General features: G+C 60.2%; 21 protein-coding genes and 2 pseudogenes. 17 read left to right on the forward strand and 6 right to left on the reverse strand.

Annotation, left to right across the window (positions count from 1 at the left end; translation table 11 throughout):
* Window positions 1-5 precede the first annotated feature (5 nt).
* From trbE to I6F09_RS32705, 8 genes are read left to right on the forward strand one after another with little or no spacing between them, the layout of a single operon-like run.
* Window positions 6-2,444 (forward strand): conjugal transfer protein TrbE, encoded by a 2,439-nt coding sequence (trbE, locus tag I6F09_RS32670; protein WP_225145025.1) that lies wholly within the window; start codon window positions 6-8, stop codon window positions 2,442-2,444.
* Window positions 2,441-3,199 (forward strand): P-type conjugative transfer protein TrbJ, encoded by a 759-nt coding sequence (trbJ, locus tag I6F09_RS32675; protein WP_225145026.1) that lies wholly within the window; start codon window positions 2,441-2,443, stop codon window positions 3,197-3,199. Before trbE ends, trbJ begins: the two co-directional genes overlap by 4 nt.
* 10 nt (window positions 3,200-3,209) lie before the next feature.
* The gene (gene trbK-alt, locus I6F09_RS32680) at window positions 3,210-3,530 is read left to right on the forward strand and encodes a putative entry exclusion protein TrbK-alt (RefSeq protein ID WP_225145027.1); all 321 of its coding nucleotides are present in this window, start codon (window positions 3,210-3,212) and stop codon (window positions 3,528-3,530) included.
* On the forward strand, window positions 3,527-4,879 hold the full coding sequence (gene trbL, locus I6F09_RS32685) for a P-type conjugative transfer protein TrbL (RefSeq protein ID WP_225172859.1): 1,353 nt from the start codon (window positions 3,527-3,529) through the stop codon (window positions 4,877-4,879). Before trbK-alt ends, trbL begins: the two co-directional genes overlap by 4 nt.
* A 3-nt stretch (window positions 4,880-4,882) precedes the next feature.
* Window positions 4,883-5,572, forward strand: a complete 690-nt coding sequence (gene trbF / locus I6F09_RS32690; RefSeq protein WP_225145029.1) for a conjugal transfer protein TrbF — start codon at window positions 4,883-4,885, stop codon at window positions 5,570-5,572.
* On the forward strand, window positions 5,569-6,648 hold the full coding sequence (gene trbG, locus I6F09_RS32695; RefSeq protein ID WP_225145052.1) for a P-type conjugative transfer protein TrbG: 1,080 nt from the start codon (window positions 5,569-5,571) through the stop codon (window positions 6,646-6,648). Before trbF ends, trbG begins: the two co-directional genes overlap by 4 nt.
* Window positions 6,639-7,841, forward strand: coding sequence for a TrbI/VirB10 family protein (locus tag I6F09_RS32700; RefSeq protein WP_225145030.1), 1,203 nt, complete (start codon window positions 6,639-6,641; stop codon window positions 7,839-7,841). Before trbG ends, I6F09_RS32700 begins: the two co-directional genes overlap by 10 nt.
* Window positions 7,838-8,095: a DUF2274 domain-containing protein gene (locus I6F09_RS32705; RefSeq protein WP_225129157.1), complete on the forward strand. Its 258-nt coding sequence runs from the start codon at window positions 7,838-7,840 to the stop codon at window positions 8,093-8,095. Before I6F09_RS32700 ends, I6F09_RS32705 begins: the two co-directional genes overlap by 4 nt.
* Here the strand turns inward: I6F09_RS32705 and I6F09_RS32710 are convergent.
* Window positions 8,059-8,976, reverse strand: coding sequence for a LysR family transcriptional regulator (locus I6F09_RS32710; RefSeq protein ID WP_225145031.1), 918 nt, complete (start codon window positions 8,974-8,976; stop codon window positions 8,059-8,061). The genes I6F09_RS32705 and I6F09_RS32710 overlap by 37 nt on opposite strands.
* A gap of 470 nt (window positions 8,977-9,446) precedes the next feature.
* Window positions 9,447-10,151: a GntR family transcriptional regulator gene (locus I6F09_RS32715; protein ID WP_128930987.1), complete on the reverse strand. Its 705-nt coding sequence runs from the start codon at window positions 10,149-10,151 to the stop codon at window positions 9,447-9,449.
* 131 nt (window positions 10,152-10,282) lie between these two features.
* On the opposite strand from I6F09_RS32715, the gene I6F09_RS32720 reads away from it, so the two are divergent.
* The 6 genes from I6F09_RS32720 to I6F09_RS32745 all read left to right on the forward strand — a co-directional run bounded on the left by I6F09_RS32720 (window position 10,283) and on the right by I6F09_RS32745 (window position 18,677).
* Entirely contained in the window at window positions 10,283-11,449 is a 1,167-nt protein-coding gene (locus I6F09_RS32720) for a mandelate racemase/muconate lactonizing enzyme family protein (RefSeq protein WP_050992058.1), read from the forward strand.
* 308 nt (window positions 11,450-11,757) lie between these two features.
* Complete coding sequence (locus I6F09_RS32725) at window positions 11,758-13,266, forward strand: ABC transporter substrate-binding protein (protein ID WP_225145032.1); 1,509 nt, start codon at window positions 11,758-11,760, stop codon at window positions 13,264-13,266.
* A gap of 43 nt (window positions 13,267-13,309) precedes the next feature.
* Entirely contained in the window at window positions 13,310-14,296 is a 987-nt protein-coding gene (locus I6F09_RS32730) for an ABC transporter permease (protein ID WP_225145053.1), read from the forward strand.
* Window positions 14,290-15,210 carry an ABC transporter permease gene (locus tag I6F09_RS32735; protein ID WP_097669317.1) on the forward strand — a complete coding sequence of 307 codons (921 nt, stop codon included), beginning with the start codon at window positions 14,290-14,292 and terminating at the stop codon, window positions 15,208-15,210. Before I6F09_RS32730 ends, I6F09_RS32735 begins: the two co-directional genes overlap by 7 nt.
* Entirely contained in the window at window positions 15,207-17,039 is a 1,833-nt protein-coding gene (locus I6F09_RS32740; RefSeq protein WP_225189858.1) for an ABC transporter ATP-binding protein, read from the forward strand. The genes I6F09_RS32735 and I6F09_RS32740 overlap by 4 nt, the downstream gene beginning before the upstream one ends.
* Window positions 17,040-17,093: 54 nt before the next feature.
* Window positions 17,094-18,677 carry a GMC family oxidoreductase N-terminal domain-containing protein gene (locus I6F09_RS32745; protein ID WP_225172861.1) on the forward strand — a complete coding sequence of 528 codons (1,584 nt, stop codon included), beginning with the start codon at window positions 17,094-17,096 and terminating at the stop codon, window positions 18,675-18,677.
* A gap of 486 nt (window positions 18,678-19,163) precedes the next feature.
* On the opposite strand, the gene I6F09_RS32750 is transcribed toward I6F09_RS32745, so the two are convergent.
* The gene (locus tag I6F09_RS32750) at window positions 19,164-19,439 is read right to left on the reverse strand and encodes a helix-turn-helix transcriptional regulator (protein ID WP_225145035.1); all 276 of its coding nucleotides are present in this window, start codon (window positions 19,437-19,439) and stop codon (window positions 19,164-19,166) included.
* 348 nt (window positions 19,440-19,787) lie between these two features.
* On the opposite strand from I6F09_RS32750, the pseudogene I6F09_RS37785 reads away from it, so the two are divergent.
* Window positions 19,788-20,009: pseudogene (locus I6F09_RS37785) on the forward strand (ArdC-like ssDNA-binding domain-containing protein).
* 540 nt (window positions 20,010-20,549) lie between these two features.
* Here the strand turns inward: I6F09_RS37785 and I6F09_RS32760 are convergent.
* On the reverse strand, window positions 20,550-20,882 hold the full coding sequence (locus tag I6F09_RS32760) for a DUF2285 domain-containing protein (protein ID WP_225145036.1): 333 nt from the start codon (window positions 20,880-20,882) through the stop codon (window positions 20,550-20,552).
* Between the two features lie 811 nt (window positions 20,883-21,693).
* Here I6F09_RS32760 and I6F09_RS32765 point away from each other — a divergent pair.
* Window positions 21,694-22,038, forward strand: coding sequence for a hypothetical protein (locus I6F09_RS32765; protein WP_157785278.1), 345 nt, complete (start codon window positions 21,694-21,696; stop codon window positions 22,036-22,038).
* Window positions 22,039-22,121: 83 nt separating this feature from the next.
* A complete protein-coding gene (locus I6F09_RS32770) occupies window positions 22,122-22,295 on the forward strand; it encodes a hypothetical protein (RefSeq protein ID WP_157785279.1) in 174 nt (57 codons plus the stop codon).
* A gap of 675 nt (window positions 22,296-22,970) precedes the next feature.
* Here the strand turns inward: I6F09_RS32770 and I6F09_RS32775 are convergent.
* Both I6F09_RS32775 and I6F09_RS32780 read right to left on the reverse strand, forming a co-directional pair.
* A complete protein-coding gene (locus I6F09_RS32775; RefSeq protein WP_225145037.1) occupies window positions 22,971-23,570 on the reverse strand; it encodes a hypothetical protein in 600 nt (199 codons plus the stop codon).
* Window positions 23,571-24,020: 450 nt separating this feature from the next.
* Window positions 24,021-24,300 (reverse strand): annotated as a pseudogene (locus I6F09_RS32780) (DUF2285 domain-containing protein).

The raw sequence follows: 24,300 nt of genomic DNA on the forward strand, positions 1-24,300 counted from the left end.
CCTCCATGCTGAATCTTGCCGAATATCGCAACCGGCCTCACAGTCTCGCCGACTTCTTGCCCTGGGCAGCTCTGGTCGAGAAAGGCGTCGTCCTCAACAAGGACGGCGCGTTCCAACGCACGGCCCGCTTCCGCGGTCCGGATCTCGACAGCGCGACGCCTGCCGAACTCGTCGGCGTGACGGCCCGACTCAACAACGCGCTGCGTCGTCTCGGCTCGGGCTGGGCGATCTTCGTCGAGGCCCAGCGCATCAGTGCCCAGACTTATCCGCACAACACCTTTCCCGACGCCGCATCAGCGTTGGTTGACCTGGAGCGGCGGGACGCTTTCGAGGAGGCTGGAGCCCATTTCGAGAGCCGATATTTCCTGACCTTCGTCTGGCTCCCGCCGGCTGAGGACGCCTCGCGCATCGAGGGCTGGCTCTATGAGGGCCGCGCGCAGGGCGGCGTCGATCCTCATGAGCTGCTGCGCGGCTTCGTCGATCGGACCAACCGCGTCCTGCAACTGGTCGAAGGGTTCATGCCCGAAGTGGCATGGCTGGATGACAGCGAGACGCTGACCTACCTGCATTCGACCATCTCCACCCGGCAACAGCGGGTCCGCGTTCCCGAGTCGCCGATGCATCTCGACGCGCTGCTCGCGGACGAGCCGCTCGCCGGCGGTCTCGAGCCGCGCCTCGGCAGCCACCACCTTCGCACGCTCACCGTGGTCGGCTTTCCGACCGCGACTCATCCCGGAATCCTGGACGAGCTCAACCGGCTTGCCTTCCCGTACCGTTGGTCGACGCGCGCGATCCTCCTCGACAAGACCGAGGCGGTGAAGCTGCTGACCAGGATCCGCCGGCAGTGGTTCGCCAAGCGGAAGTCAATCGCTGCCATCGTCAAGGAGGTGATGACGAATGAGGCCTCGACACTGGTCGATAGCGATGCGGCGAACAAGGCCGCCGATGCCGACCTCGCTTTGCAGGAACTCGGCACTGACAACGTCGGCCAGGCCTATATTACCGCGACCGTCACCGTCTGGGACGAGGACCCCGGCCTCGCTGCTGAGAAGCTTCGCCTGGTCGATAAGGTGATCCAGGGCCGCGACTTCACCTGCATGGCGGAAGGGGTGAACGCGCTCGAAGCCTGGCTCGGCTCTCTTCCGGGGCACGCCTACGCCAACGTCCGTCAGCCTCCGCTCTCGACATTGAACCTCGCCCACATGATCCCGCTTTCGGCGGTCTGGGCCGGGCCGGACCGCGATGAGCATTTCCGCAGCTCGCCACTTTTCTTCGGCAAGACGGAGGGCTCGACGCCGTTTCGCTTTTCGCTGCATGTCGGCGACGTCGGGCACACCCTGATCGTCGGTCCCACCGGCGCCGGCAAGTCCGTGCTGCTGGCGCTGATGGCGATCCAGTTCCGCCGCTACCGGAAGAGCCAGATCTTCGCCTTTGATTTCGGCGGCTCGATCCGCACGGCGGCGCTTGCCATGGGCGGCGACTGGCACGACCTCGGCGGCAGTCTGTCGAACAGCGCTGAAGACTCAGTGTCTCTTCAACCGCTCGCGCGTGTCGGCGATGCGGCGGAGCGCGCCTGGGCGGCAGAATGGGTGACCGCGATCCTCGCCAAGGAAGGCGTCACCATCGATCCGACCGTGAAGGAGCACGTCTGGTCGGCGTTGACCTCGCTGGCGTCCTCGCCGGTCGAGGAACGCACGATCACTGGCCTGACGGTTCTGTTGCAATCGACCGCGCTCAAGCAGGCACTGCAACCTTATTGCGTCGGCGGCTCCTCCGGCCGCCTGCTCGACGCGGAGGCAGAGCAGCTCGGACTTGCGTCGGTGCAGGCGTTCGAGACCGAGGGCTTGATCGGCGCTGGTGCTGCGCCCGCCGTCCTCACCTACCTCTTCCATCGCATCGAGGGACGGCTCGACGGCCGGCCGACCCTCCTCATCATCGACGAGGGGTGGCTCGTCCTCGACGATCCGGCCTTCGCGCAACAGCTCAGGGAATGGCTGAAGACGCTCCGGAAGAAGAACGCCTCCGTCGTCTTCGCAACCCAATCGCTTTCCGACATCGACGGCAGCAACATCGCACCCGCAATCGTCGAGAGCTGCCCGACGCGGATCTTCTTGCCGAACGAGCGCGCGATCGAACCTCAGATCACCTCCATCTACCAGCGGTTCGGCCTAAACGATCGCCAGATCGAGATCATCGCGCGCGCGACGCCGAAGCGGGACTATTACTGCCAATCCCGCCGCGGCAACCGGCTCTTTGAGCTCGGCCTTGGGCCGGTCGCGCTCGCCTTCTGCGCTGCGTCCTCCAAGGCCGACCATGCCGCCATTGAACGGCTGCTCGCTGAGCACGGCCGCGACGACTTCACGGCCGCCTGGCTCGCGGATCACGAGCTGCTCTGGGCCGCCGACCTCATCCCTGACCTGACAAATCTGGAGGTGCAATCATGACCGTCCGCAAGACGCGGCGCGCACGCTTGGTCGCCGCGACCACTCTCTCGCTCGCCCTATGGATCTCGCCGCTTTTAACGGTGCCGGCCTCTGCGCAGTGGATCGTCTACGACCCCAGCAACTTCAGCCAGAACGTGCTGACTGCGGCGCGCGAGCTGCAGCAGATCAATAATCAGATCCAGATGCTGACCAATCAGGCCCAGAGCCTGGTGAACCAAGGAAAGAACCTCGCCAATCTGCCGATGTCGACGCTGACTCAGCTTCAGGCGTCGATTGCCCAGACCCAGTCGCTGCTGAGCCAGGCCCAGAACATCGCCTTCAACGTCGAGCGGATCCAGACGACGTATTCCAGCACGTACGGCACGGCGGCGGCAACGGGTTCCAATGCGACAATGTTTGCTGCGGCTCAACGTCGTTGGCAGAACTCGGTCGGCGCTTTCGAGGATTCGTTGAAGGTGCAGGCCGGCGTCGTCGGCAATATCTCGACCAACTCCAGCGCAATGAGCTCGCTGGTGACCGCCAGTCAGTCGGCAAGTGGCGCGCTGCAGGCCGCTCAAGCCGGCAATCAGCTTCTCGCCCTGCAATCCCAGCAGCTTTCCGACCTTGTCGCGGTCCTCGCTGCAAAGGGGAGGGCAGACGCGCTCGAGCAGGCGCGCGTCGCGGCGAGCGAATCGCAAGGCCAGCAACAATACAAGATCTTCTCGACGCGTAGCGGCTATCAGCCCGGCAACGTCACCATGTTCAGCGGCAACTGAGGCTTGGGTCATGGAGCGCTCGGATATCCTTCGCGCAGGCGCGATGATCGTCGTGTTCGTGATTTTCCTCGCAGCGCTGCATGTCATCCATCGGCGTCCGGCCGAGCGCCCGGCATCCGACGTCCCCTCTGTCTCCGCTCCCGATGACCTTTCGGCCGAGCTGCTCCGCTGCGCTGAGCTTGGACCCCAGGATGCCGAAGATCCGCACTGCCAGGCGGTTTGGAAGGAGAACCGCGCGCGCTTCTTCGGCAGGCCGGCGCGGCCACTTCTGCCGCAGGCCGCGCCGGCCACACTGCCGATGACGAGCGCTCCGCAGGGAGGGAGGTCATGAACAACGTCGGCGTTATCGACACCTTCCTCAATACGTTCACGACCTACATTGATTCGGGTTTCGGCCTGATCAAGGGCGAAGTCACGTATCTGTCGTCGACATTGATCGTCATCGACATCACGCTCGCCGGCCTGTTCTGGGCCTGGGGCGCAGATGAGGACATCCTCCAACGGCTGGTGAAGAAGACCCTCTACATCGGCTTCTTCGCCTTCATCATCACCAACTTCACCAAGCTCTCATCCATCATCTTCAATAGCTTCGCAGGCCTCGGCCTGAAGGCCGGCGGCTCGTCGATCTCGACCGCGGATTTCCTTCGTCCCGGCAGGCTCGCACAGGTTGGGCTCGACGCTGGGCAGCCCCTGCTGGACGCAGCAAGCCAGATGATGGGCTTCACCAGCTTCTTTGCGAACTTCGTCCAGATTGCCGTGCTGATGGTGTCCTGGCTCTTGGTGCTGATCGCCTTTTTCATTCTGGCTGTGCAGCTGTTCGTCACGCTGATCGAGTTTAAGCTGACGACGCTTGCCGGCTTCATCCTCATTCCCTTTGCGCTCTTCAACAAGACCGCCTTTCTCGCGGAGAAGGTGCTGGGTAACGTCGTTGCCTCCGGCGTGAAGGTCATGGTGCTCGCCGTGATCGTCGGCATCGGCACTGGGCTCTTCTCTCAATTCACCACAGCCTATGCCGGCGGCCAGCCGACCATCGAGCAGGCGCTCTCAGTCGTGCTGGCAGCGCTCGCCATGCTCGGCCTCGGCATCTTCGGTCCCGGCATCGCCAGCGGTCTTGTCTCGGGGGCGCCGCAGCTTGGCGCGGGCGCTGCCGTCGGCACCGGTCTCGCCGTCGCCGGTACGGCGATGGTCGGCGGCGCGGCGTTCGGTTTGGCCGGAAGGGGAGCGATGGCAGCGAGCTCCGGTGCTGCGGCCGCCGCACGTGGTGGTGCGGCGATGGCCGGCGGCATGTCCACGGCCTACAGCATCGCATCGGTCGGCAGGTCTGGCGCCGGCGGCGTCGCGGCCGGTCTCAGTGGCGCAGGTCGTGCGGCGGCTAGTCACGGGACAGTTCCCGTCAGACGCGCCGCTTCGCAAGCGGCGGGGGCAATGAGGGAGAGCTTCGCCTCCGGTGCCCGTGCCGGCGTCGTCAACACGGGTGGCACCTCGACCATGGGAACCATCGGGAGTGGCGAGGCCGCAAATGATGGGGCCGCGTCTCAAGCAGCGAGCCCGCCCGCCTGGGCCCGGCGCGTCAAGCGCAATCAGGCCGTCATTCACGGCGCGCAGACGGCCGCGCAAGCCCTCAAATCAGGCGACAGCCACGGTGGCGGTCACTCCGTCGACCTCTCGGGAGGAGAATAATTGATGTCAGTCTTTCGGCGATCGTCGGTGCGCTACGGCCGTACACCCGAACCCGAAACGCCCTATCAGCGCGCTGCGCAAGTTTGGGACGAACGCATCGGCTCCGCCCGCGTGCAGGCCAGGAACTGGCGGCTGATGGCTTTCGGTTCGTTGATCCTCGCTTCCGGCCTCGCCGGGGGGCTCGTCTGGCAATCCACGCATGGCACCGTCGTGCCCTGGGTGGTGCAGGTCGACAAGCTCGGCGAGGCGCAAGCCGTGGCGCCCGCCGTCGCCGACTACAGGCCGAACGACCCGCAGATTGCCTGGTATCTCGCCCATTTCATCCAGATCGTCCGCTCGCTTCCGGCCGACCCGATCATCGTGCGGCACAACTGGCTGCAGGCTTATGATTTCACGACGACGGCGGGCGCGGCGGCGTTGAACGACTACGCCCGCGCCAATGACCCCTTCGCCAATCTCGGCAAGCAGCAGGTCGCGATCGACGTCTCCAGCGTCATCCGCGCCTCGCCCGACAGTTTTCGCGTGGCCTGGGTCGAGCACCGCTATCAAGACGGGGCGCTCGCTGGCACCACACGTTGGACCGCGATCCTCACCATCGCGATTCAGCCGCCTACCGACGCCGATCGGCTTCGCAAGAATCCACTCGGGATCTACGTCAACGCCATCAACTGGTCAAAGGAGCTGGGACAATGACCCCGCCGATTTTCTCAAGAGCCGGCGGTCCGGCTTTACGTTTCTCCATCGTTCACCAAGGCCGGAAAGGCAGCGATACATGCTTCAGTAAACCCGCACTTGCGGCTTTACTCATATCCGCCTCGACGCTCGGTGGCTGCGCGCACAATTTCATCCCGCCCGACATCAACTACGATAGCGCGGAGCCGGCGACGCTCACCGCTGATCCGCCGCGGCCCGTCCAGATCGTGGAGTTGCCAAAACCGCTGCCGCTGCCAGGGCAGTTGAAACCGCTCGCCGCCGGCAAGCGCACCCCCGAAGCCGCCGATCCGAAGGTTCGCGTCAAACAGGCCAACGCCGCGGCACGGGTGCAGCCGGTTCGCAACGGATTCATCAACGCGGTACAGGTCTATCCTTTCTCGGGCGGAGCCCTCTACCAGGTCTATACCGCGCCAGGTCAGATCACCGATGTCGCCCTCCAGGAAGGCGAGCAACTCGTCGGTTCCGGTCCGGTCGCCGCCGGTGACACTGTGCGCTGGATCATCGGTGATACCGAGAGCGGCGCGGGCGCGACCAGGAAGATCCACATCCTGGTCAAGCCGACGCGGCCGGAATTGGTCACCAACCTCGTCATCAACACCGACCGGCGGACCTATCTCCTCGAGCTGCGCTCGACGGAGAAGACCTACATGGCTTCGGTCTCCTGGCAGTATCCCGAGGATCAACTCATTGCGCTTCGGCGGCAGAATGCGGCCGCTGAAACCGCAGCCCCCATCGCGGCTGGCGTCGATCTCGCCGCGATCAACTTCCGCTACGCGATCGAGGGCGATGATCCGGCCTGGCGTCCGCTGCGCGCCTTTGACGACGGGAATAAGGTCTACATCGAGTTCCCCAGCGGGATCGTCCAGGGCGAAATGCCGCCGCTGTTCGTCATCGGTCCGGCCGGCGGGTCCGAACTGGTGAACTACCGCGTCAACCGCAACTACTACATCGTGGACCGCCTGTTCGCTGCCGCCGAATTGCGTCTTGGCGACAAGGACAGCGAGCGGCGCGTGCGCATCGTCCGCACCGACGGAAGGCCGCGCTCATGGCGATAGGCAGCGAAGACGAACATCAGAGCGACATCCCGCCCGTCGCGCCGCCGCACCTTCGGCTCCGAGGCGTGCGGCCGCGTGTCACACGGCTCTCGCGCAAGGTGCTTGTCGGCCTCGGCGCGGTGTCGGCCCTCGCCGTCGCGGGCGCGCTCGGCTACGCGCTCAAGACCGGCAACAAGCCGCAGACCGGCCAAGAGCTGCTCAGCACCCAGAACAGGCCTTCGGTCGAGAGCCTCGCTGCCTTGCCGAAGGACTACACCGGTCTGCCGCGTCAAGCGCCGCCGCTCGGGCCGCCGCTGCCCGGCGATCTCGGCAAGCCGATCCTCAACGCCGGCACCGCTCCGAACACCATGGCAGCAACGTCTGATCCGGAGACGCAGCGCAGGGGCCAGGAAATCGAGGCGGCACGGGTCAGTCGTCTCTTCGCCCAGACTGCTCAGCAACCGCAGAGCGCCGGCCAACTCATCCCGACCGCCGCCACCGGCGCCGTGACGACCCCGGCCGCGACACCGCCCGTCGATGCCGGCTCCGCCCAGAACATGCAAGACCGCAAGACGGCCTTCCTCAATGCGGCGACGGACAAGCGCACGGTCAGTCCGGATCGGCTCGAGGCCAAAGTCTCTCCTTATGTCGTGCAGGCCGGCACTGTGATCCCGGCTGCGCTCATCACGGGCATTCGGTCCGATCTGCCTGGCCAAGTCACGGCTCAAATCACGGAGGCGGTCTGGGATAGCCCGTCCGGAAAATATCTTCTCATCCCTCAGGGCGCGAAACTGATAGGTCAGTACGATAGTTCCGTCGCGTTCGGCCAGTCCCGCATACTCCTGGTCTGGACTCGCATCATCATGCCGGACGGCAACTCGATCGTGCTGGAGCGCCAGCCCGGCGCCGACACCGCTGGTTATGCCGGTCTCGAGGACGAGGTCGACAACCACTGGGGCATGCTGTTCAAGGCCGCCGTTCTCTCGACCATGCTCAGCGTCGGAGCCGAGGCGGGCACGAGCCAGAATGAGAACAACCTCGTTCAAGCAATCCGTAGCGGCGCGTCCAACAGCATCAGTCAGACCGGACAACAGATCGTGCAACGTCAGCTCAACATCCAGCCGACGCTGACTATTAGGCCGGGTTTCCCGGTCCGGGTCATCGTTACGCGGGATTTAGTGTTGGCTCCATACGGAAAGGGAGGGGCGCCATGACGAAGCTCAAGCTTGGACCGCTTGAAGACGACAAGCCGGTAAAGCTCACGATCGAGTTGCCGGCGGCGGTTTTCAGGGATCTCAAAAGCTACGCCGAGATTTTAACACGTAGCGGAGGCACTACGACGCCGAACGAACCTGCCAAATTGATCGCGCCGATGATCGAACGTTTCATGGCAACCGACCGCGCTTTTGCGAAGGCCCGGCGAAATTCTGCTCAGCCCGCACCAACAGCAGCGGAAAGATCCGGGTAGCGCTCGCGAAGGAGGTCCAGAAACGGACGTACTAATGGATTGCCGTTGGACTGCCGCCAATAGACGCGGAAGCTCAGCCGCGTCGGCCCCTCCGCATCATGCACCTCCCGGAAGATGACACCGGGATAAGTCGCGCCAGTCGCACTTTCCAGGGCGAGGAGAATACCGAAGTCCATGCCCACCATGGAGAGAAGCCGGTCGAGCCCCACGTCATGGCGAAGCAGCTTGCAAGGATCGGAAGATCCTAATTTGCTGATGAGAAGCTTGAGGAGTTCCGGTCCGGGGCCACGCTGTGACATCAAAAGCGGTTCGCGCCGCAGTTCGCCCCATTGAACTACGTCATGACTTGCCAGACGATGTTTCGCAGGGAGGGCAGCAACAACACGTTCGCTCCAGAGCACCAATGACTTGCCGCTCCAAGTCGGGTTGGGATCCGCCACGACAGCGACATCGATGGCTGAGCTGGCGAGGTCCGAAATCAGATGCTCGCTCGCTCCGTCGACAAACTGTCTATCGACATCGGGAAAGCGGTGCCTGTGCTCGAGGAGAGTGGCTCGGAGATTGCCGGCTGACAGGGAGGTATGGATCCCGATGGTCAACCGACCGCTCTCGCGACGCGAGCGGGTCTTGAGGCGAGCGGCCATTGCTTCAGATTCGCCTACGATGCGCCGGGCATCCTCGAGAAATTCTCGACCTTCCATCGTTGGTCGCGTGCCTCCGTTGGTGCGCTCGAATAGTTTGCTGCCCAACGTGTGTTCGAGACTTCGTAGGCAGCGACTGAGCGTCGACTGCTTGATTCTAAGCGTCTCTGCCGCTTGACGGATGCTTCGATGCTGGGACGCAGCGATCGCCCAGCGTAGATCTCGAAATTCCACAGCCACGCTCGAAGCCCTATGGTGAGTTGTGGGACCAAGTGTTTTCTTGCCCCTCCATTGTGTTGCGTCAGCTCCTACGACTTCGGCCGGAATACGTATTTCAACACCGAGGTTATTTCAAACGTTAGGATGTGTGATGGAAAAGACAACTACAGGCTACTCACCGTCTGATGAATTCGGTTCTCTCTCTCTCTTCCGTTTTTGCGTCGTTGGGTCAGAGGACAATCAACCAGCACAGTGAGCAGGTGGCTGAAGGACGCGATCCGCGGCTTTCATTCGTACCCTCGGCAGATCTTGGGCCGATCAGCAAGGGCCCGTTTATCGCCCGGTCGATCGTTCCGGCAACGTTCGGCATGGGGACTGGGTGATAAGCGATACTAACCGGAGGGCCTCGATCCTGCGGCGAATGTCGCCAAATGATCCGGCCCAGCCGGCTGCGCGAATTTTGCGGTCGCTGACTGCAATGCCTTCCCTCCCTAGAGCTTGCGCGAAGCCACTTTGTTAGTCTGTTTGGCTTCCGTCTCCTGAAGGTGCCGAACCAGAAGCTCGCCTGAGGTCTTGTTGTGCTCGCGTGCGTAACGTTCGGAGGCGGCCGCATCGCCCCTGAGCAGCGCGTTGACCATTTTCTCGTGGTTCGCGATGACCATGTCGGGCCGTTCAAGGATTGCGTTTGAAGAGGCCATGTACATGCAAACCTGATGTTCGACTAAGCCGTAATGATCGGCGAGGCGGTTGTGTCCCGAAAGGACAACGATCGTCTTGTGAAGCGCGAGATCACTATCGTTAATCCGCTTCTGGTTGCGGCTTTTTGCGGCGGCCTTCATGTCGTCGTAAGCCGCCTCGATCGGTTGCCTCCGATTCGGGTTGGCGGCAGCGAGCTGTGCGGCCAGGCCCTCGAGGCTGGATCGAAGTGTGTAGAGCTCCCATGCATCCTTGGATGTCAAGCTCGCGACTTCCCAGCCCGAGTAAGGCTTCTGCTTCACCAGGCCCTCGCTCATCAGCCGCTGCAACGCCGCCCTTATCGTACCCCGCGACACGTTGAGCTCCGTGGACAGTTCGGTTTCTGTCAGGCGCTTTCCCGGCGCGAGGCCGCCACTGGTGATCGTCTGGCGGATAACGTCGGCAGCCGCACGGTCCAAACTCCGCTTCTCGACTAATCCCGAGATGATCTTAGCAGCCATTCTTCCTCCAACCGCGTTTGCGGAATGTTCGTTCTGAGTCACGGCGGATATTGGCGAACATTCGCCATTGACACCAGAGAATTCGTGTTGTTTGTTAATTGTCGACAATCAGCAGTTGAGCGGGGCCGTGCTTGCGCATTTCCGAAACCAAGGGCGTTAGCTTCGCCGGTCTGCAGCGCCTTTCGTCGTCAGCCGCCTCTCACAAGATCGTAAAGGCGGATGCGATCCTGGTATCGATTCCGTTCGAATCCGGCGGAGTGCCGCCTTGGAGCTTCGGCGGAGCGCCGAAACTGCAGTTCGACACGCTGTTGGTGAGACTGGAAACCGAACAGGGCATCGTGGGGTGGGGCGAAGCCTTCTCGCGGTGCGAGGACAAGTCGCTCAAGGCGATGATCGAGACGCGCGTGTTACCGCTCGTGATCGGCCGGAGCGCCCTGGAAATCGGCAAGATCAAGTATGATGTGGAATTCCGGCTCCAGAATTTTGGCCGCGTGGGCCCTATCATCTATGGCGTCTCGGCGGTCGACATCGCCCTGTGGGACATCCTCGGCAAGATCTCCGGACTGCCGCTCACCGCATTGCTAGGCGGTGCATTCGCCAGCGAAGTCGAGGTCTATGCCAGTCTGATGCGCTACGGCAATTGCGCCGATGTCGTCAGGGCCACCCGGCAGGCAATTGAGCGCGGATATCGTTACATCAAGTTGCACGAGATCACCGAGGACGAAATCCACGCCGCCGTCGAAGCCGCAGGGGCGCAGGCCGCCGTCATGCTGGATACCAATTGCCCATGGCCGGTGGCGGAGGCGCTCAAATACGATCGGCTTCTCGAGCCTCTCAATCTGTACTGGCTGGAGGAGCCGGTCTGGCCACCAGAGAACTATGCTGGGCTGGCCCGCATTCGTTCAACCGGGCGGCACCACATCGCCGCCGGCGAAAATGCCGGCAGCCTGCATGATTTTGTTGCGATGATCGCCGCAGGGGCCATCGACATTGCGCAGCCTGATGTCGCGAAAGCTGGCGGTATTTCCGAGCTCGTGAAGATCGCATCGCTTTGTCAGGCTGAATCAATCGAATTCGTGCCGCATTGTGCAATCTTCGGCCCCGGCCAGGTCGCGACCATACACCTCAATGCGGCGCAGCGATCAGTCCCGATGCTCGAGCGGCTCTATTGCGACTTCGAGGCCGAGATCTACGGCGGTGCTACGCTTCCGGTCAATGGAAAGGTTGCCGTGCCGACGGGGCCGGGGCTTGGCCTCGACCCTGATCCAGGCGTGATCAACCGCTACCGCGTTGCCTGAAGGACGGAGGCGTTGTGACATGGGCCATAGTTACATTCGTCTCAACAGCGTCGTCGGCGGACCATCACCTAGCCGCGCTGCTGCGCGCAATTGCGCTCTTCGTGAAGGCACGAAGGTTCGCGCAGGCCTGCCTGATCAGCTCGCGGGCGAGATGAAGCAGATCAGCATCGCGCTGGAAAGCGCGGTCCTGGACCAATTTATGTGAAGAGAGCGCTCATCAAGCGCGCTGTTTGCGCGTCTAACCCAAGAAGAGGGGACTCGAAATGGTAACACGGAGAGAGTTGCTTGCAGGAGCCGGAGCAGTTGCCGTGGCTAGCGGAGCGGGTCTCAAACCGCTCCCAGCGAAGGCGGCGCAAAGTAAAACCCTCGTGCTGGCGTCGATGGGCCCGGTCACCGGCAATTGGGATCCGACCTCTCACACGACCCTGGGGCAGTTGAAGTTCGAAAAGTTCGTATTCAATCATCTGACACGCTGCGAAATGCGGGAGGGTAAGTCTGAAGAGCTGACCCCAGACCTCGCCACCAGTTGGAAGCTGATTGATGCGCACACCCTGGAGTTCAAGCTTCGGGACGGCGTCAAATTCCACGATGGCAAGGAGTTCGGTGCTGAAGATGTTAAGGCGACCATGGAGTATGCCTCCAATCCGGCGCGCCCGGCATCCGCCCTCTATCCGGGCCGCGTTGATGTCGAGGTCGTCGACAAACTGACGGTCCGGTTGAAGACCGAAAAACACGGCTACCCCGCGTCTGCCTTCTGGTTCATTTCGAGCTTCCTTCCAATCCTGTCGGCAAAGGATATTGCCGATCCCGCGCTCCTCCAAAAGCGCCCGAACGGCACGAACGCCTTCAAATATGCGGGCACGCAGGGAGACAGGAACAGCCTCGAAGCGAATGATGAATTCTACGGCGGACGTCCCAAGATCGATCGGATCGTCTATGCCTACGTTCCGGACGCCAACACGCGCGCGCTGGGCCTGTTGAACGGCGAATATCACATTGCCGAACGGCTGGAGCCCGAGCAATACGCCTCGTTGTCAAGCAACCCGAAAGTCACCACCCACAGGGCGCTGACGACCGAAAACAAATATTTGCACTTCCGGTGCAACAAGCCTCCCTTCAACGACGCACGCATTCGCCGCGCAGTTTGCCACGCCATCGACCGCGATCAAATCCTGTCGCTGATGGGCGAGGCGGCCACACCGTCTAACTGCTATATTTCGCCGACCAAGTTCGGCTTCACGGACATTCCTGATTATCCCAAGTTCGATCCGGATGCCTGCCAGAAGCTTCTCGCCGAGGCAGGGTTTCCCAAAGGAAGGGGGCTGCCGCAACTCGAATATATCACCTCGATCGGGTTCTATCCGAAGACGAAAGAGTATGGCGAGCTGATCACAGCGATGCTCGCAGAACAGGGGCTTGATGTTCGCCTGACTGTTCTTGAACCGGCCGCGTGGGAGCAGGCGATCTATCGCCGCGCTGACGGCCAGGGCCAGGGCCACATGTGCGACGTCGGCTGGATGACCGGATCGCCGGAGCCGGATCTCGTGCTTCGACCGAACTGGCATTCAAGCGCCGCGCTGATCACCGGGATCAACGACCGGGAAATTGACGCGGTGCTAGACAAGGAACGCGCCGCTACAAACCCGGAAGAGCGCCGCAGCATTTTCAAGAATGAGACGTTTCCCACTCTCGCAAACAAGGTTCCGAGCTTGTCGCTCTTTTCCGCCGTGACCTTCCATGCCGCAGCCAGGAATCTGACGGGGGCATACTATTTCCCCAACGGGCCGATTGACCTGAGCAAGGCGGACCTGAGCTAAAGGGGCCGCAGCAAAAGTCTTTGGGAGGCCAGGAGCCGACATGCTGTTTGCGCTCGACTTCTTCGCTCGGCGCCTTGCACAAGGGTTGGTATTGGTCGTCCTCGTGACGATGCTCATCTTTACGCTGCTGCGCGTCGTTCCCGGCGACCCTGTGCGTATGATGCTGGGGCCAATGGCGTCAGTATCTGTCGCAGAGCAGACCGCCAAAGATATGGGCCTGAGGGATCCAATCCCGATTCAATTCGGCCGCTATGTCGCGCAAATCCTGACGGGGGATTTCGGGAGCTCTTTCGTCAGAAGCGCACAAGGCGGCAGCACTGGCGGCTCGCGAGGCGGCTCGACTTTCGATGCCGCCAACCGTGCATCCGTTTTGGGCCTCATCACAACCAGTCTACCCTTCAGCCTGCTCCTTGCTGGCCTTGCATTCCTGTTTGCCTTGGCAATCGCGCTCCCGATCGGCATAGCCGCGGGCTTGAGATCAGGACGATGGCCGGATCGGCTTGCACTGCATTTGGCTTCCGTCCTGGTCTCACTCCCCAATGTATGGTTGGCCCTCGTTCTCATCTTTCTCGTCTCCGCCAAGGCCGGATGGCTGCCGGCGATCGGCTATCAGGGGCCGAGCTACGCAATCTTGCCCGCCATTGTTCTCGCGATCGAACTTGCTCCGACCCTCATTCGGTCCGTCTCGGTCTCGGTGAGCGGAAATCTTGTCGAGCCATACGTGTCGCAGGGTGAGATTCGCGGTCTCTCGCGCAGCCGAATGATTGTCGCGCACGTGCTGCGCAATTCGAGCATCCCCGTCCTCAATGTACTCGGGATACAGGCCATTGGGGTTTTGCTTGGTGGTCTGTTCGTCGTCGAATACGTCTTCAACTATCCCGGCGTTGGCCTTTTGATTATCAACGCGGTCTTCCAACGGGATTTCCCAGTTATCCAGGCCATCGCGATCCTCGCCTGTGCGACCTTGGTGATGCTCAATATTCTCGTCGACTTTGCAGCGATGGCGATCGACAGGAGGCTCCAATACTAGCATCGACGGAACTTTCGGCCAGGACCGACAGCCCTGCGGCAACACGAGGTCGCGGCATCGCGGCCAGCATCTTCGTGCAGGCATGGCGAACAACTGAGTTCAGGATTGGATTTGCCCTGTTTTGCCTGCTGATCATCCTTTCTGTCCTGGGACCCTACATTCTCAATCTGTCGCCGACCCAATTCAATGTCAGCAAGAAATTCCTGCCACCGGCACTGCTGGATCATTCGAGCTGGCCTTATCTGTTTGGCACCGATCAACTCGGCCGTGATCTGTTTACCCGCTCCCTCATCGGTCTTCGGAATGCCCTGCTGATCGGCATCACGAGCGTTGCGGGAATGTTCATCCTTGGCTCAGCCATTGGCATGATCTCAGGCTATTTCGGCGGATGGGCCGGCTTGCTCTTGATGCGGATCACAGACGCGCAGATGTCGATTCCCGCGATCATTCTGGCGATCACAGTTCTCGGCGTTTCACGTCCCACTCCGCTGGCCATCATCCTTGTTCTGATTCTTGCCGGCTGGCCGGCGTATTCTCGCGTAGCGCGCAGTGTGACCCTGTCCGAGCGCCGCAAAGAATATGTTCGAGCGATAAAGATTCTCGGCGCCTCAGACGCGCGGGTCCTGCTCGTTCATATCGCGCCCAACATCTTGCCTCCGATCGCCTTTGTCGCAATCCTGGACATTGCCCGCATGATGATTTTCGAGGCTGTGCTGGGCTTTATCGGGATCGGCATTCAGCCGCCCACCCCGACATTCGGCACCATCATCGCTGACGGCACGAAGTACATTTTGAATGCCTGGTGGATCACCACGGTGCCAGGCCTCCTGCTCGCGATCACACTCTGTTGCATCAACATCATGGGAGGAGCTCTCGAGCGATCTCGCAACAAGATCTTGCTGGGATTCGAATGATATCGCCGGTCAACATTCTTGATGTCCGCAATCTGACCGTCACCCTTGAACTCGGGCCGCGCGGAACGCGCGCCGTGCTCACCGACGTCAATCTGAGTGTCGATGAAAACGAAGTGCTCGGCGTCATCGGCGAGAGCGGCTCGGGAAAGACCGTGCTGTCGCGGGCGCTTGTCAGGTGGGTCACCAGCCCACTCGAAATCGAATCGGGCGCTATCAGTTATCGCGGCAACGATCTTCTGAGACTACCCCGGGCAAAAATGCAGGCGCTCCGTGGGCGCAAGATTGCCTACATAGGCTCCGATCCCGCCAGTGCTCTCGATCCAACCCTTCCGGTTGGCCGGCAAATCGTCGAAAAACTCAAATCCATCGAGCCTGATATCTCCAACGGCGAGGCAGAGGGACGTGTCATACGCCTGCTCGATGCCGTAAAGATGCCCGGCGCGAAACAGCGATTTGAGGAGTTTCCGTTCCAGTTCAGCGGCGGAATGATGCAACGCGCCCTGATCGTGGATGCGCTCGTGACGAACCCGGACCTTCTGGTCGCCGACAACATTACGCAACCTCTTGACGTTACCGTCGCTGCTCAAATCCTTCGGCTCCTGCGCGAGTTGCAGCGGGATTTCAAGACGGCGATTCTGTTCGTTTCATCTTCTTTCGGGGTCATCAACGAAATCGCGCACCGGGTTCTTGTTCTCGCAGGCGGCCGCGTCGTCGAGACGCAAAGCGTTCAGCAATTGCTCGCGGCTCCGCAACATGCCTATACAAAGCAGTTGATAGCGGACATCCCCCGCATATGGCAGAGCTCGACTGAAGCCGTTGCAGATGAGGTGTCACCTGCCGCAAATGATGTCATTCTGTCGGTGCGAAACGTCAGCCGGATTTATCCCACGAGGGATAGAAACAAGCTGTTTGCAAACCAGTTCGTGCACGCGGTGCGGGGCGCTTCGTTCGATGTTCGACGAGGTGACAATTTGGCGATCGTCGGCGAATCGGGGTGCGGGAAGTCAACGCTTTCGCGTCTCCTAAGCCGCCTGGAGGTCCCGGATTCAGGGCAGATTTTGTTCATGGGCGAAGATATCGCGTCTATGAAGGCCGAGCGCCTATTGGCGCTCCGAAGGAAATTCCAGCTTCTCCTGCAAGATCCGTTTAGCTCCATTCCGCCTCATTTTTCGATCGGGCGAACCATCGCCGAACCTCTGTACATCCATGGAGGGATGTCGCGTTCCGAGCTCCGCGATCGGGTTGCGGCGACCATGCAGGAAGTCGGACTGTCTCTCGACCTGTTCGGCAAGCTTCCGGTCGGATTGAGCGCCGGGCAGCGTCAGCGTGTGAGTATCGCCCGGGCCCTGGTCCTCGATCCCGAGTTGCTTATTCTTGATGAGACGCTATCGGCGCTCGACCAGGTCGAGCAGCGCAAACTGCTCGCCCTTTTTCAGCGGCTTCAGGACCAACGCGTAATTACCTACATCTACATCTCACACGATCTTGGGATGGTGCGGCGAGCCTGCAATCGCATCGCCGTGATGTATCTGGGGCGCGTGGTGGAGCTGGCTGACAATCGGACCACTTTCATCGAGCCGAGACACCCCTATACCCGTGCGCTCTTGAGCGCGGTACCGGCGGTTGAGGAACGTCCTTTCAAGGCTGAGACCTACCTCCTGGAAGGTGAGCCGCCCAACCCAATCCACATCCCAGCAGGCTGCAGTTTTAGACCACGCTGCCCGTTCGCGCTCGATAAGTGCGCCATTGATGATCCGCCGCTCGCGGCACGCGGACGCGATGAATTGGCTGCTTGCCATCTGACAGAAATAGACCCGCACCATCAATGACTTTGCAGGATTGCGCGGCCATCCAATGGCGCTCCTATTCGGAGAGTGAACAGCATGGAGTTTGACTACATTGTCGTAGGATCCGGAAGTGCTGGATGTCCTCTGGCGGCGCGATTGGTTGAGCGAAAACAATCGGTCCTGTTGCTGGAAGCCGGGAAGAAGGAGCGTCTCAATCTGTCTCATGTTCCGGGTGCCCTCGTCTATACGATCGGGAATAGACGGTACGACTGGGCTTACAAGACGGAGCCAGATCCGAGCAGGGGCGGCGTGGTCGAGGACTGGCCTCGTGGCAAGGTGCCGGGAGGTTCATCTGCCATAAATGGGATGATCTTCATCCGCGGGGCCGCGCGGGACTATGACGCTTGGGAGGCGCTGGGCAACAGAGGATGGGGATGGAAGGACGTGTTGCCGTACTTCCGAAAAATGGAGACGGCGGATGAGGACAGAGACAATCAATTTCGCGGAGGGCTCGGACCTCAACGGGTCTCAGCTTTACGTTGGCGTCACCCCATTTCACAGAAGTTTATCGACAGCGTTCAAGCCGCTGGCATTCCCTTCAATGAGGATTTGAATGGTGCCTCGCACGAGGGAGTTGCCTGGAACCAAGGATCGACGCGCGACGGGCGTCGGCTTTCGGCCTTCGAGGCTTTCATAAGGCCAAAGCTGTCAGCAACTGATCTGAAGTTCTTGGATGATACCATCGTTCGCCACATTCTGTTTGACAAGACGCGCGCGAGGGGTGTTGCCGCCACGCATCACGGACAAAATGTCGATTTCGTCGCAAGAAAGGGTGTCATTCTTTCGGCCGGCTCCATCAATTCCCCGCACTTGTTGATGCTTTCCGGTGTCGGTGATCCCCGTCATCTCACAAAACATGGCATTGTTCCCCGTGTGGAAAGTCCTGAGGTTGGACGGAATTTGATGGAGCACCCGGGTCTGTATGTCCTTGCCGAACTCGATGTAGAGACCGCGAATGCACTGTCGCATCCGGTAAGGGGAGCACTCGCCTTGGCGGAGTGGGTCTTCAAACGGTCGGGGTTCATGAGCGTGCCGACGGCGCAAGTCCTCGCCTTTCTCAGATCGTCTCCTGAGCTTGCTGAGCCGGATCTGCAATTTCACCTCTTCCCGTTCGGCCTCACCAAGGAGAATGGAAGGCTGAAAACCCCGAGAGCTAACCTGGTGACCATCCTGGTGAACGTCAATTATCCGAAGAGCACGGGTCATCTCGAACTGACATCGAACGATCCTCTCGCTCCAATCGCCATCTTTCCGCGCTTGCTTGAACATCCTGATGATTTTGAGGGAGTTATGCGGGGATTGGATTGGGTCCGGAAGATCTGCTCTATGCCTCCGTTCGGCTCTCATGTCGTCAAGTTCAGGGACGCACCCGTACCAGGGGCCGGGCGGCAGGCAGATGAAGCGTATATTCGGAAAGCGACTGTCCCCTTCTTTCATCCCGTCGGAACTTGCCGCATGGGAACAGACGATCGTGCGGTTCTCACGCCTTCTCTCAGAGTGAGAGGTACTGAGAATTTGTGGGTTGCGGACGCCTCCATCTTTCCTCGTCATATCGCTGGGAATACCAACGCAACGTCTATTATGATCGGAGAGAGGGCAGCAGATCTCATCCATCCGTAGTCGTGATTCCGTAAATCAAAATTGGAGAAAGTCCGTGGCGCGCTTCTATGTGCCAGATAGGAAGGATGGAATAGGCACGCATGCATCCGATATCTGTCGTACTCAACGAGAAATCGTATGACCACAATCGTGCGTATTATCGTAATTGTGCCGCGCGCCACGAAAACTGCCCCCTCATATTGGCTCAGATGACAATGTTACCGAAGCGCACCCTAGTGTCTCCTGAATCAGCTGGCCGCGAGTCTGAGCAGGCCGCGCGCAAGGCGCGGCCTCCGGGCGCGGTAGCGAGCGAGCGGCTTGCGTCGATTCGGCCAAAGAACCTGTCGGGATTAGATACCAAAGCATATCGTGCAGTCATTATGGCTTCGCGCTATGCCTTCGAAGAGACGTGCCTCATGGGAAAACATTCTGAGCGCTGCATAATCCTGCCGACCGGCGTCGCGTTATCGAGATGGCTTGTGTTGCTCTCCCGTCGCGTATGAATGGCTACCCGTTCTTGCGAAGCAGACGCGGCCGCTTAGGCCGGGGCGAAATCTTGAGAATGCTCGCACAGCTCGGCTCAACAAAGAGATCGGACGGATGAACGCCGAGCGCTTCGGAAATGCGATCGAGAACATCAATCGTCGGATTTTTCGATTGGCGCTCAAGACCGGCCAAGTAGGAACGATCGATCCCCGCCGTGCGAGCCAATCGTTCCTGCGACATACCACGTTTGATGCGGATCCGACGGACGTTCCAGGCCAGTAGCGCACGAGGCTTCATGTCTCGAAGCTTGCCATTCCTCGATCGGTTAAAACACTGGCTATAGCCTACCATTTAGATGAAAGTCCGTGTTCTCGCCGCACAAGGAGAAGTGCGATGTTCCGAACCGAGAAACTGGTCGAGGGGCCTGCGGCCCTCTGTCAAGGCCAAAAAGCACGGGCCGTGTAGTCCCGGACCAAGCATCCGGGGTCGCAACCCCCCTGCTTTTTTACCCTGACCGCTACCCCCGCTCATCGCCGCGCGGCTAGTCGGTTGCATGCCGCAACCCTCAAGCCATGAAAGGCAACGACAAGGACGCAGACATCTGTCAACGCATCCGACCAAATCGTCCGCGAGGTCGAAGACGGCGTGCGACCCTGGATCAAGCCTTGGAATGCCGGTAATGACAGCGGGCATATCGCGCGGCCCCTGGGCGCCAATGGCATCCCGTAGCAAGGTATCAATGTTCACATGCTGTGACCGGAAGCCGTAACCAAAGGCTACCGATCGCCGATTTGGATGACGTTCAAACAGGCGCTGGACCATAAGGCCAACGTGCGCAAGGGCGAACACGGCAGCCTCGTCGTTTAAGCCGACAAGCTCGTCCTCACTGAATCCAATGCCGAGGCTGGCGACGCGGTCCATTCCGTTCATAAATGGTTACACTGTTTGCCGGTCTCTCACACTTGATCAACCAAACCGCGTGCTGCGCAATTTGACGCTATTCGAGATGTAATTGGCTAAAGCGCAAGGCTTACGCGCCGACCGACGTCAAACTCCCCAAGCAAATTCAAGGGCGCGAACACCCGTATCGGAAATCGCAAAGCTGTTGAAGCGGAGCGCGGCCGCGTTGCGGCAGAAGGGCGTTGAAACTCGGTGTCACGTTAAGTCATCAGCGATAACCCCGCATTTTTGAATGGCCGTCCGGCTGCCTTGTTTTATTGAATTGAGCTCAAGCATTCTGTGGGCATCGTTTGGTTCACGCTTGGGATCGCGGCGCAACACGATCGGCGCCTTCCGCCGATAGGCGCCGTCGCTTCCTGTCAGGTCGTGGCTAAGAGAATGCCGAGTTCAGCTCGCTCAGCCTCACGGAGATGGAAGGGCGGGTGGATAGAGAAAGACCCCCGGCCGTCATTGGTGGTCAGCGGACCAACTGTGGCACGACAGCTTGCCGTCGCTCAGCTCATGGCCCGTAACACCGCCACGCAATAGCTGTCTGTAACCATACTCGGTCATCCACTTCGCGCGGGCCAAATGGCTGTCGAAAGCGCGCCTAGCACGCGCTGGCTCGCGTTCGGGATCGATATGCAGGATGATCCGTGACACCTTGCGCCAATCGGCCCCTTCCCTGTCGGCATCCAGCATCCGCGAATAGGTGGCGAGATGTCCCTCATCGTAACGGGTAAGCAGCGCACCGGACGGCGCACCGTCGTCGACGTGGGGACAGCGTGTTGGCTTCTGCATTGGCTAACCTCGGTTGGGGTTACCTGGACTGACCATTCTTGGCCGATTGGGCTGCTGTGCCTCGTGACATTTTCTGTATCACGTGATGTAATCTATCAGCCGGCTCGGCAGAAGATCATGCTCTTGCAGGCGCTACATGCGCATAAAATCCTCTCGGGCGATCGCCAACGGCCCGCCTTAGTCGCGCGGGCTGAAAGAGGACCCGCCGCAGTGCGAAGCTTGCACACGGTACTTCTTTCGCGGACTCCGTTTGCGACTTCAATTGGGCGATTTGCTCTCTCCAAGTGTCTGCACCGCTCTATCGAAAGTGTGAAAGGGATGAGCACGTACGCGATAACATCCACTGCCAGGCCGTCGGGCTGCTTCGAAAGTGGTCGCCGACTTCGAACCTGAATCTGTCGGTTGACGTACAGCCTTCGTCGACGGCCTGTCGGCAACGAACTTTTTTTGTGCGATCGTTTTGCGGCCGGATCAGACGCTCGAACCCAAGTAGTGTGTACGCGAGATCATGTATTCCTTTCTCGGTGCGTTTATGCCGCCTTCCTTGAGGATTTTCTGCACGGCTCGATGGCCGGGCGCTGGAATTCAGCTTCGTGCTTCAAGTTGCATCCCGCAAATGTTACAGGATGTATGCCGTCGATCGTTTGTTGCGGGCAAAGCGGACGACCCGCATTTAAAGAAGTTTATTAACTGGGCCAGCCTTACAACCCGAACCAACAAGCGTTGCTGCTCATGTAATTCCATTCGCGCGCGGATCTATCAGCATGACTGCGCGCGCGTGATTTTGGATGCGCTTTGATCGAGGTTCGAAATGCCCAATGTTGTGGAGTTTCGTCGACCGAGTGCGCCGGTGCGGGCCACTCGTGAAGCAGCAGAAACGACCGTCCTTGGCAAGTGTGACACGCCGGTGGTGCCGTTCCCGATGGCGTGTGATTCCGGTCGATGTGCAAATCCAAATCCACGGCTTAAATCCATTCAAGCGAACGCCAAGCTCACGATTGATCATGCCATCGCCACGCTGGAGCAGACTCATCGTCAGATACGAGCTGCCATACAAAAGATTGGCGACGCTTCAGCTAGGGCCAACCTTGAAACCAGTCTCGATCTGATTGAGCGCAACCTCGAACTCGCCAAACTGAAATCGTCCTGTCTATAGCTGACGTTTTCACCGGGCGATCAGGTCGCTGCACGCGAGCATTCTAAGCACGGCAACCTTCCGCTAGCAGAGAGCCATAGCAAGTGCTTGCAAATGTCAAAATCGCCGGTCGGCTGATGGTTGGTTTCGGATTTCTCCTTCTGATGACCGCAGCAATTGGCGGCTACACGATCCATGCCTCCCGAAGCGCGAGCGGATCGTTGGCGACCGTGGTCCGCCAAAAAGATCACGTGGTCGAAGACGAGCGCATCGAATAGCGCGTATTTGAAACTCGGATGCATGTATGGACGGCCTTGGCAACCGATGACCAGTCGCATTGGGAGAAGGCCGCAGCAAGCGTTAAGCCAACATTTGCGCAGCTTGATGAGCTCGCTGCCGACACCAAGGACTTGGGTCGCCAAGCACGAGTGCGGGATCTCAAAATAGCCGTCCTCCTGCCAAGCAATTCGTGGTTTCGATAAATTGGAGATTACCGGCGGCGAAGGCCGCCGTAGGCGAGAAGCCGATCGAAGGAGTGGCTCACCCACCAAGCCCGAGCCCACATATGCGGCAAAGCCACAAGTAATCCCAGAGCAAACTTAGCGAGCCTTCTGTTCTTACTTGGCCTTCCAGCCCAAGAGCTTGTTCTGAAACCGTCCGCTATTGAGAAAAAGAAGAACCGTGAGCGACGCACCACGACGTCAACTGCAAGCTTCCAAGGAAACAGAGGGATCATCGATATCGCCGTCCCGTCAATTGAAAGCGTGAAGCCCAAGGCGACGTAGATTGAGGCCCAGCTTTCTGCGCCGCGCGTCATCCTCGTCTGGCGATGGGGCATATCTGGTAGCTGAAGCGCGACTAAGGGCTTGCCGATCACGCCTGCACCGCCTCAGATTTGACTGCCCAGTCGAGCTCGTTTCGCCCTTGATCTAAGCGCGCGAGCCGCGGCGCTATTATCGACGGCCCAAGTCGTCTGGATCAGAAGCGTCTTTTAATCTGGCTGCGGTTTCGCTCAGAGCAGAGAGCGCAGCTTGCATTTTGTCGGGCTGCGAACCGAGTGTCGTTTGAAGATGCTGCCGGTCAAGCTCGATGGCGCGATCGAGCGAGGAGCCGTATATCGCCGCAATCGCGATCTCCTTGGCCAAGCGCGTGAAGCTCTGCCACATGAGATAGAACATCAGCGGCGGGACCTGACAGTTCGCAAGCATCTCATAGCAGCGCGGTTCAGCGTTTTCGATCGCCCACCATTGCTGCGCGAGCACCACGAGCCGTCGAAAGTCTCGTCTCGTTCGGCTGAACTTGTCAGGGTCGACGCCGCCGATGAAGGAGCAATGATCGAGCCAATTCAGGCCCGCCATGATCGCAACTGGATAATCGACAACAGGAACGCCCTTGAAGTCGGCGACGGTTTCTTCGTGCGGAGCCTGCCTGAGAAAGGCATCCATCATTTCGGCCTGGCGGACGGCGCTGACCAAAAGATCTACGTCGCGCCGCGGCACCATCATCACGTAGCGGCAGGCTTCGAGCCGCGTGTGCTCCCAGATGGCACGCACATTCCGTCGGTGTCGCCCAGTCCACGCTTGCAGGCAGGGTAAACCAACCGGCCTTCATCGGTTTCCTTGAGGTACAGCGGAAGCAGCCTGTCGAGGGCTGACAGGAGCGTCAGAGGTTCGAAGAGATCGCCTATAGCCTTTTCGGCAGAGGCCAGAACCGACTTCTTTGATCGTCCCCATCCGAACATTTTGGCCGCCCCAGGTCCATGCTGCGCTGAATGCCGATTACAAGGGGGCTCGCCTGAAGACGCAAGTCCGCCCATTTCCGGCCTTCGAATGATCCGGAGCCCGCCCGAATCGGTTAGTGGGTTATTAACCGCCGTTCGGCAGGCTTGCAGCCACGGTTATCGCTGCCTAATCAGCCCCCCAGCCCAAGGCAGCGTAAGATGGCCGGCGGTGGATGACCTCCGCCGGCCGTTTTGCTCGAGAGACTGTCCGCGCTCGCTGCCGTTACGGAGCCTTCGAAGGCCCGCCTCGCAGTTGACGGTATCCGCTGTTGGCCATCCAGAGCGCGCGCTCAAGATGGGTTTCAAAATGCCTGCCGGGCCCGCTTGGGCTCGCGGTCTGGGTCGATACCAAGGACGATCCGCGATACCTCGCGCCAGTCAGCGCCCTCGGCATTGGCGTCGAGCAGGCGCCAATACGTGGTCATGTGCTCTTCATCGTACACGGTAAGGTCGGACCCAGAGGGCGCTAGATTGGCGAGAACTGGATTGAGGAGAGGCGGCAT

This window comes from Bradyrhizobium sp. IC3195 (assembly GCF_020193585.1).
In the GTDB taxonomy this organism is placed as follows: Bacteria; Pseudomonadota; Alphaproteobacteria; order Rhizobiales; family Xanthobacteraceae; genus Bradyrhizobium; species Bradyrhizobium yuanmingense.